The 741-nt window shown below is 39.5% G+C and carries 3 tRNA genes and 1 pseudogene; all 4 read right to left on the bottom strand.

Going from position 1 to position 741, the window contains the following annotated elements:
* Positions 1 to 278 (bottom strand): annotated as a pseudogene (locus tag J582_RS25470) (HAD-IB family hydrolase); the annotation flags it as partial.
* 107 nt (positions 279 to 385) lie between these two features.
* Positions 386 to 462 (bottom strand) — tRNA-Arg (locus tag J582_RS25475).
* Between the two features lie 39 nt (positions 463 to 501).
* Positions 502 to 578, bottom strand: a tRNA-Arg gene (locus J582_RS25480).
* 10 nt (positions 579 to 588) lie between these two features.
* Positions 589 to 679: transfer RNA gene (locus tag J582_RS25485), tRNA-Ser, on the bottom strand.
* Between the last annotated feature and the right edge of the window lie 62 nt (positions 680 to 741).

Raw genomic sequence — 741 nt, forward strand, 5'->3', positions numbered from 1 at the left:
AAAGCATTTTCACGAATACAGGTAGGAATTACCGTTTTAGCAAACTCTTGTCCCATATATTTTAGAAAATCCGCATCGTAGCCTATATATCCCACCTGACAGAGCTTAGTTCGTATGATTTTATCCGTTACCCATCCGAACTTATATCCTGCAATATAAGGCGCAAGCCGAAGACCACCTAATATTTGAGTTTTTCTACTCAAAGAGAATTTAAGAAATAAACTAAAAGTATCGTTATGAGTGATTGTGCCATCAAAGTCAAATAAAGCCAGATTCATTTATCATTATCTCTAATATAATTAAAAAGTTATAAATTTAGATTTTTAAAATTTTACTAAATAACAGGCACAAAAAAACCGCTATAAAAGCGGTTAATTCTTCAAGTTGGTGCGCTCAGAGAGATTCGAACTCCCGACCCCTTAGTTCGTAGCCAAGTGCTCTATCCAGCTGAGCTATGAGCGCGTAACTTGTGTGCTTTTCAGCGATTCGTTCTGTTTTACTTGGTGCGCTCAGAGAGATTCGAACTCCCGACCCCTTAGTTCGTAGCCAAGTGCTCTATCCAGCTGAGCTATGAGCGCATTAAGTAAATGGCGGTGAGAGAGGGATTCGAACCCTCGATACCAGTAATAGGTATGCTTCCTTAGCAGGGAAGTGATTTCAGCCACTCATCCACCTCACCGGAACGAGCCGCCATAATACAAACTAAAACCTTATTGTTCAAGTCATCATACTGAAATTTTC

The organism is Acinetobacter sp. 1566109 (assembly GCF_000582255.1).
In the GTDB taxonomy this organism is placed as follows: Bacteria; Pseudomonadota; Gammaproteobacteria; order Pseudomonadales; family Moraxellaceae; genus Acinetobacter; species Acinetobacter nosocomialis.